The organism is Pedobacter antarcticus (assembly GCF_900103515.1).
Classification (GTDB): domain Bacteria; phylum Bacteroidota; class Bacteroidia; order Sphingobacteriales; family Sphingobacteriaceae; genus Pedobacter; species Pedobacter antarcticus.
Map to the genome: position 1 here is coordinate 363,852 of NZ_FNGZ01000004.1, position 7,817 is coordinate 371,668.

8 protein-coding genes and 2 tRNA genes are annotated in these 7,817 nt (G+C 41.9%); 4 read left to right on the top strand and 6 right to left on the bottom strand.

What is annotated here, in order from left to right; genetic code table 11:
* Positions 1-39 precede the first annotated feature (39 nt).
* A tRNA-Asp gene (locus BLR53_RS11515) sits at positions 40-113 on the bottom strand.
* 273 nt (positions 114-386) lie between these two features.
* The gene (locus tag BLR53_RS11520; RefSeq protein ID WP_074589775.1) at positions 387-1,262 is read right to left on the bottom strand and encodes a helix-turn-helix domain-containing protein; all 876 of its coding nucleotides are present in this window, start codon (positions 1,260-1,262) and stop codon (positions 387-389) included.
* Positions 1,263-1,416: 154 nt separating this feature from the next.
* Here BLR53_RS11520 and BLR53_RS11525 point away from each other — a divergent pair, with 154 nt between their 5' ends.
* Positions 1,417-3,063 (top strand): alpha-L-fucosidase, encoded by a 1,647-nt coding sequence (locus BLR53_RS11525; RefSeq protein WP_074589777.1) that lies wholly within the window; start codon positions 1,417-1,419, stop codon positions 3,061-3,063.
* Positions 3,064-3,234: 171 nt separating this feature from the next.
* On the opposite strand, the gene BLR53_RS11530 is transcribed toward BLR53_RS11525, so the two are convergent.
* From BLR53_RS11530 to BLR53_RS11540, 3 genes are all read right to left on the bottom strand, one after another.
* Positions 3,235-3,308, bottom strand: a tRNA-Asp gene (locus BLR53_RS11530).
* 88 nt (positions 3,309-3,396) lie between these two features.
* The gene (gene prfA / locus BLR53_RS11535) at positions 3,397-4,470 is read right to left on the bottom strand and encodes a peptide chain release factor 1 (protein WP_037442026.1); all 1,074 of its coding nucleotides are present in this window, start codon (positions 4,468-4,470) and stop codon (positions 3,397-3,399) included.
* Positions 4,471-4,603: 133 nt separating this feature from the next.
* Positions 4,604-5,398, bottom strand: coding sequence for a UDP-2,3-diacylglucosamine diphosphatase (locus BLR53_RS11540; RefSeq protein WP_074589779.1), 795 nt, complete (start codon positions 5,396-5,398; stop codon positions 4,604-4,606).
* Between the two features lie 199 nt (positions 5,399-5,597).
* On the opposite strand from BLR53_RS11540, the gene BLR53_RS11545 reads away from it, so the two are divergent.
* Together BLR53_RS11545 and BLR53_RS11550 are read left to right on the top strand one after the other, a co-directional pair.
* Positions 5,598-6,608 (top strand): NAD(P)/FAD-dependent oxidoreductase, encoded by a 1,011-nt coding sequence (locus tag BLR53_RS11545; protein ID WP_037442028.1) that lies wholly within the window; start codon positions 5,598-5,600, stop codon positions 6,606-6,608.
* 3 nt (positions 6,609-6,611) lie between these two features.
* On the top strand, positions 6,612-6,938 hold the full coding sequence (locus BLR53_RS11550) for a 2Fe-2S iron-sulfur cluster-binding protein (RefSeq protein ID WP_037442030.1): 327 nt from the start codon (positions 6,612-6,614) through the stop codon (positions 6,936-6,938).
* A gap of 83 nt (positions 6,939-7,021) precedes the next feature.
* Here BLR53_RS11550 and BLR53_RS11555 read toward each other — a convergent pair whose 3' ends face one another.
* A complete protein-coding gene (locus tag BLR53_RS11555; protein ID WP_037442032.1) occupies positions 7,022-7,237 on the bottom strand; it encodes a hypothetical protein in 216 nt (71 codons plus the stop codon).
* Positions 7,238-7,419: 182 nt separating this feature from the next.
* Here BLR53_RS11555 and BLR53_RS11560 point away from each other — a divergent pair.
* The coding region (locus tag BLR53_RS11560) for a 6-phosphogluconolactonase (RefSeq protein WP_176763534.1) at positions 7,420-7,817 on the top strand (398 nt) is incomplete at its 3' end.

A 7,817-nucleotide genomic window follows, 5' to 3' on the forward strand; every position in this document is an offset into this window, starting at 1 on the left:
TTTCTTACGAAAACAGGCGCTTTAATACTTTAATACCAGCGGACCGGACGGGACTCGAACCCGCGACCTCCGCCGTGACAGGGCGGCATTCTAACCAGCTGAACTACCGGTCCGTTTTCAATAGCGAACGGGCATAAATGCTTTTGATTCGTATCGTGGTGCGAAGATATTGGTAAATATCCTAAAAACAGCTTTAAAATGCAGCTATTTCAAACATTCCTTATAAATCATTGAAAATGAGCAATTATTTTTTTGATGTCGAGTACAAATTTTATTCAGAAGGGTAAAAAAAAACTGAATTAATTCTGACTAAAGAAGAAAGAGTAATTGGTATTGATCGACACGCTGGATCGGTTGATTTGTTGCACAAATAGTAAAAATGGAGACTAAACTAATGAAAAGTATTTTCCGTAAGCTCGAGGACTCATACCAGTTATTTTCTTGAATGTTTTGGAAAAATGGGAAAGGCTTTCAAACCCGGTCATTTTTGCGATTTCTGTTTGTTTTGCCCCTGAGCTCATAATCAGGTACTGAGCCCGCTCAATCCTCTTTTCAGTAATGTATGCCAATGGACGGGAACCGGTATACTGCTCGAAAAGCCGGGAGAAATATTCTGAATTCAGGTGGATCCGTTCAGCCAGGTACTTAACAGAAAGCGAAGCCTGGAGGTTCATTACAATGTAACTAATGGTATCAAGTATTTTTACAGGAATGTGTCCACGTTCTCTTTGTGCAATTATTTCGGGCGACGTAAATCTGGCAACCAATTGTAACAAAACCCCCTGGGTTTCCAGAAACTGATTAGTATTTTGCTGCATATTTAGTTCTTGATATTCCTTATAATAGATGTTCTTTTCGTAAATTTTCGGATCGTCTGAGCGGTTAATGCCGCGTCCCGGATTGATGAGCTTAAGCCGCTCAAAATTTAATATATCAACAGGGTTAGCCTCCACCTTGAATATTGACCTATTTGACGCAAACAGTGATTTCCCATCCGAGGTCTCCTCAAAAAACTGCACAAAATACTGCTCCAGGAAGGTTTCACAAGATAAATTGCACAAGGTAAAACTAGGTATAATGTACAGGAAGCCTGGTTCCAGTCTCAGTTTTTTTTCAAAATGGGATATTTCTCCTGTTCCAGAGCTAATGTAATAAATGCGGTGGTAAGGACTGATCACATTCTTATAATTCCACTTTTTGTCCAATAATACCAGATCTACATTCATCAGGGAAAAACTGTGCGTAAGTATGCGTTTGATCATAGTTCTAAGCAACAAATATCTAAAGGTCTGTTTTCAGTAAAAAGAGGTCTGTTTTTGTCTAAAATAAACAAAATCTGAAGAATTATATTTGAGAGTTGAAAATACTGACCATCAATTGTCAGATTGCAAGTATTAAAAACCAAGTATATAACTGATGAAAAGAAGAACATTGATCAAAGGCGGTCTCTCTGGGCTTGCCGCCTTATGCGCCTCAAGAACTTTTGCACAGGCACAGTTGCTGGATTTCCTCCCGACTACTGATAAAAAAACCTTCCTGCCTAACTGGGATTCCTTGGAACAATACCAGGTTCCCGACTGGTTCAGGGATGCTAAGTTTGGTATTTGGGCACATTGGGGGCCGCAATGCCAGCCAGAGCGCGGCGACTGGTATGCACGCGGGATGTATGAAGAAGGCAGCGAGCAATATCAATACCATTGCGATAAATACGGACATCCGTCGGAATTCGGTTTTAAGGACGTTATCAACGAATGGAAAGCCGAACGCTGGGATCCTGAATACCTGGTTGGCCTGTATAAAAAAGCAGGAGCAAAATATTTTATGGCGCTGGCCAACCATCATGATAACCTTGACCTGTATGACAGTGAGCATCAAAAATGGAACTCTACTAATGTTGGACCAAAAAAGGATCTGATGGCCGGATGGGCCAAAGCGGCAAAAAGACAAGGCTTGCCACTTGGGGTAAGTGTTCATGCAGCGCATGCTTGGAGGTGGTACGAAAACGCCCAACTCTCAGATAAAAAAGGCGCATTGACCGGGGTTCCTTATGATGGCAAGTTAACTGCCGCCGACGGGATTGGAAAGTGGTGGCAGGGCTATGATCCGCAGAAATTGTATGCCCAGAACCACCCTCTAAGTCAAAACAGCAAAGACGACGGGTCTATTCATGGCCAATGGAATTGGGGCGACGGCGTGTATCCTCCTTCAAAGGAGTACTGTGATAATTTTTACGACCGCACCATTGACCTAATTGATAAATATAATCCGGAGTTGGTCTATTTCGATGATACGGCGCTACCTCTCTGGCCGGTCGATGATGCAGGATTACGTATAGCAGCACATTTATATAATAAGAGTGTTAAGAAGCATGGCAAAGCAAACACCGTGATTTTCGGGAAAATTCTGGATGAGCAGCAGCGTAAATGCATGGTATGGGATATTGAACGCGGGCAGAGCAACGCCATAGAGCCACTGCCATGGCAAACCGACACCTGCCTCGGCCAATGGCACTACGACCGCCGGATCTACGACAATAACGATTATAAATCTGCAAAAACAATCATTCATACCTTGGTTGATGTCATTAGCAAAAACGGAAACCTGATGCTCAACGTCCCATTACGAGGCGATGGTTCAATTGACGATAAGGAACTGGATATTGTCGAGGAAATCGGCAGATGGATCGCCATAAATGGTGAAGGTGTATATGGGACGCGCCCATGGAAAGTATTCGGCGAAGGCCCAGCCATGGAATCTGCAGCTCCATTGAGCGCCCAAGGCTTCAATGAAGGGAAAGGAAAACCTTTCGGATCTTCAGACATCCGGTTTGTAAAGAAAGGAGCAATACTCTACGCAACCCTACTCGGATGGCCTGAAAATCAAAAGGCAGTAATTAAAACATTGAAAGCCGGGGCATATGGAAAAGTAGCAAAAGTCAGCATGTTGGGCCATAGTAATAAACTGGATTTCAGTCAAACCACTGACGGTCTAAACGTTAGCCTCCCTGAGCGGCCCAGCGAAAACATTGCCTTTGTCTTAAAACTGGAAGGATCTTTTGCATAAATGCACGGATACTCAGGCTCCTATCGTATCCATACACGCCCGGATGAAATACCTGTGGCGAGATATGTTTTATCAGCTATGTGAGATGCATGATGGGCACTTCTGGAAAATGAAAAAAGCCTGCAATCATATGATTTGCAGGCTTTCTAGTTTATTTGACGTCTTGTCTTGCGGACCGGACGGGACTCGAACCCGCGACCTCCGCCGTGACAGGGCGGCATTCTAACCAGCTGAACTACCGGTCCGTTCTCCCTTTCGGGAATGCAAATATAGGAATGATAATTGCATTTCAAAATTAGTATTTCAATTATTTTTGAAAAAACAGCTAACTAATTAAGCTACAGAACCCTCTTTCATCTTTTCTGCATTTTCAGCAAATTGCAAAGCATCTATCAGCTCCTGCACACCCCCATCCATTACACCATTCAGGTTATACAAAGTTAAACCAATACGGTGATCGGTTACCCTGCCTTGCGGATAGTTATAGGTTCTGATCTTTGCAGAACGGTCACCTGTGGATACCATCGTCTTCCTTCTGGATGCGATATCCCCGTTTCTTTTCTGCAATTCGATATCATATAGCTTACTTCTCAGCATTTCCATTGCAATCTCACGGTTACCCAACTGAGAACGTTCCTGCTGACAAACCACAACCATTCCTGACGGCCTGTGAGTTAACTGAACTTTAGTTTCTACCTTATTTACGTTCTGTCCACCAGCACCACCTGAACGTGATGTTTGCAGGTCAATATCCGCGGGGTTCAAATAGAAGTCAATTTCTTCTGCCTCGGGTAATACAGCAACCGATGCAGCTGATGTATGCACACGCCCCTGTGTCTCTGTATCCGGAACACGTTGCACGCGGTGAACGCCAGATTCATATTTAAGCTGTCCATAAACATCTTCACCGGACACTTTCATGATGACCTCTTTATAGCCTCCTGCAGTACCTTCGGTGACGTCTACAACTTCTATCTTCCACCTTTTTTGTTCAAAGAACCTGGTATACATACGGAATAAATCTCCAGCAAATAACGCCGCCTCATCTCCACCTGTACCACCACGAATCTCAAACACCGCATTCTTAGCATCTTCAGGATCGACTGGTATTAACATTAAACGTACACGTTCTTCCAGTTCTTCCTGTTGCTTAAGCAAAATATCAAGCTCTTCTTTAGCCATATCACGCATTTCAGCATCTTTCTCCGTAGTCAGGATCTCCTTATTAGCCTCAATGTTACTCATGATGTTTTTGTAGATTTTATATTCATCTACAATTTTGGTCAGGTCTTTATATTCTTTATTAAGCTGGGCGAACCGCTTCATATCCTGCATAGTATCAGGATTGCTTAATTGTTCTTCAACATCCTCCCAGCGGGTTTTTATAGCTTCTAATTTTTCTAACATAATATTTTATTCAGCAGATAATTGCCTCATTCCATTCTTTCGGGTTTAATAAGATCGTATCTTTTGGGAAAACCGTTATTATTATTGGATAGACAATTGATTTTTATAGGATTACAAAATTAAACAAAATCATCTAATTTTTATTTGCTTTTTCATGGAGCTCAACGAGATGCTGCTGGTCTCTTGGTTCAAAAAACTCCAGGCGAAGCTCTTCTCCATCAAATACAGCATAGGAATTGAAGGTAAACCATTCGCCTATGTTTATATAAAGGCTGTTATCTTTAAGTTTTATATTTAAGGGAAGGTGTCTATGCCCGTAAATAAAATAATCATAATGCTTTTTATTCAGAATCTCCCTTGAATGTACAGCCAGCCATTCATTTTCTACGCCCAGATAAACCTCTTCAACCCGCGTATTTACAATTCGGCTCTGGCTCGACCAGCCTGTCGCTATTCCAAGACCTATTCTTGGTGGCAGTATTGAGAAAAGCCAGCGGCATACCGGATTCCGGAATATTTTGCGCAGCATCCTATAATTTGAATCCCCGGGCCCTAAACCGTCTCCATGGTGCAGATAAAATTTCTTACCCCCTCTTTCCATCTCCATTTCATCACTGATAATGGTAATGCCCATTTCAAGGGTAAAATAATCCTCTACCCACATATCATGATTACCCTTAAAGAAGTATATTTTTATACCTGAATCTGACATGTGCGCAAGTTTACCCTGCAGCCTGATAAATCCTTTGGGAACCACTGTTTTATATTCAAACCAGAAATCAAAGATATCCCCCATCAGAAATAACTCCGAACAGTCCGGTTCAATATTATTCAGCCAACGGACAATCCGGTCTTCACGGATCCGGCTTTCTTTATGATTAGGTGAGCCCAGGTGGAAATCTGAAGCGAAATATATTTTTTTTGCCATCAATAGGTCAAAGATACCAACGATTATGCTTTTTTGAATAAAAAATTATTTCCTCCTATTGCAAGAAATGGCAGCTATTTGACGATTAATACGATCATTTTGGTCAGGTTTACAAAAAGCACCTTATATTTACCACCAAATCCACACAATATAGAATCATTACAAACAATTTTCGTAAATTCGCCACAAATTTAAATACATGATTTCTACAGATATAGCCATCATTGGCGCAGGCCCCGTAGGTTTATTCGCCATCTTCGAAGCAGGTTTATTAAAAATGCGTTGTCATTTAATTGATTATCTTCCTCAGGTAGGCGGACAGCTTTCTGAAATTTATCCTAAAAAACCTATATATGATATCCCGGGTTATCCAAGTGTCCTGGCGCAGGAACTGGTTGACAACCTGATGGAACAAGCTAAACCTTTCCACCCTGGTTTCACTCTGGGTGAGCGTATCGAAAGCCTGGAAAAACGCGGTGAAGCAGATTTCGTAATGACAACCAACATGGGTACAGTCATTGAATCTAAAGTTGTAGTTATAGCTGGTGGTCTAGGTTGCTTTGAGCCTCGTAAACCTGCTGTTGCCGGACTGGAACAATTCGAAAACGGTCGCGGGGTGAATTATATGATCCTGGATCCGGAAAAATACAGAGGACAGAAAATGGTTATCGCCGGTGGTGGTGACTCAGCACTGGACTGGACTATTTTCCTTGCCGATATTGTCGATGAACTGACTTTGGTACACCGCAGCGAAAGCTTCCGGGGTGCTCCTGATTCCGTGAATAAAGTAATGGAACTTGCTGACAGCGGGAAGATTAATCTAATCCTGAACAGTAACCTCAACTCTGTTTCTGGAAACGGTAAGCTGGAAACAGTAGAAGTGGTGCACAACCGTAGTCTGGAAGTTACTAATATTAATGCAGATCATTTGATACCTTTATTCGGATTAAGTCCTAAATTAGGCCCAATCGAACAATGGAACCTTAATATCAGTAAAAGTGCAATCGAAGTGAATACGGAAGATTACTCTACAAATATTGAAGGTATTTACGCTATTGGTGACATCAATACTTATAAAAACAAATTAAAACTGATCCTTTGCGGATTTCATGAGGCTGCTTTAATGAGCCACAGCGCTTATCAGTATATGAATCCTGGTGTTAAATACACTATGAAATATACTACTGTGAATGGCGTTGCTGAATTTTAAAAAATGGAAGAAAATAATATAACAGTACACGTACAAAATCCTGACGGCACCCTTACTTCACTGGAAGCTCCGGTTGATATGGGATTAAGTTTGATGGAATATTTAAAAGCGTGTGAATATGATATCCTTGCCACTTGTGGCGGAATGGCGCTATGCGCAACTTGCTGTGTAGATGTGTTGGAAGGTGAAGAAAAGCTGAATGAAATGACAGATGACGAATACGCCATGCTGGATACCTTACCAGATCTTCTGCCCAACTCAAGGTTGGCTTGCCAGCTACAGCTTAACCCTGCAATGGACGGGCTGATAGTTAAATTACACGGCACGTAAAATCCACGAAATAATAATACAGGAAAGCCCCTGCATACTTATGCAGGGGCTTTCTTTTTAACCGGACAACCGGTGATATATGATTAAAGACGGTTACCTTCCGGATCCGCCAGTCCTTTTTTGATTGTGAATTCTACGTATGCACGATCTCTTTTTAACAGTTCCATCAGTTGTTCTACTAACTGCTCTTCCTGCCCGGGAACAAATTGTAGATTTTCTTTAGCCAGATCTCTGTATTTTCTGAGTACTTTGATTTTAACTCTTTCTGCACTTTCAGGAGTGAATGTAAAGCTTGCCATAATAATTTCTTTGCTGCAAAAATAGAAAAAAAAACAGCACATCCCCCATCCGTTAGAGCAGGAAGTCAATATTCATATACAGACACGTATCCAGTTCTGTTCATTTGCTTTTTGAGCCGTCAAACATCAAATATATTTTATATTTTCATGTTCCTTAAACCATTAAAAACCAAATCTATAGAATGGCAAGATTAAATCTTCTGGAAGAAACGCGTTTTGAAAAACTGCCCGTTTCTGTATTTGATAATCCGGCAACTGCATCTGTCAACGTAGCCAGGCGTATTGCCGGAATCATCCGCGACAAACAGGAAAAGCAGGAAAAGGCAGTGATCGGACTGGCCACCGGGGCAACCCCTGTTGCTGTATATGCAGAACTGGTGCGCATGCACCGCGAAGAAAACCTGAGTTTCTACAATGTAGTGAGCTTTAACCTGGATGAGTACTATCCTATGCAGCCGGATGCAGCGCAGAGCTATGTCACCTTCATGAAGGAAAACCTTTTTAACCATATTGATATTCCGGCAGAAAATATTCATATTCCTGATGGCACACTGCCCCTGGAAGAAATTCCTGCCTTCTG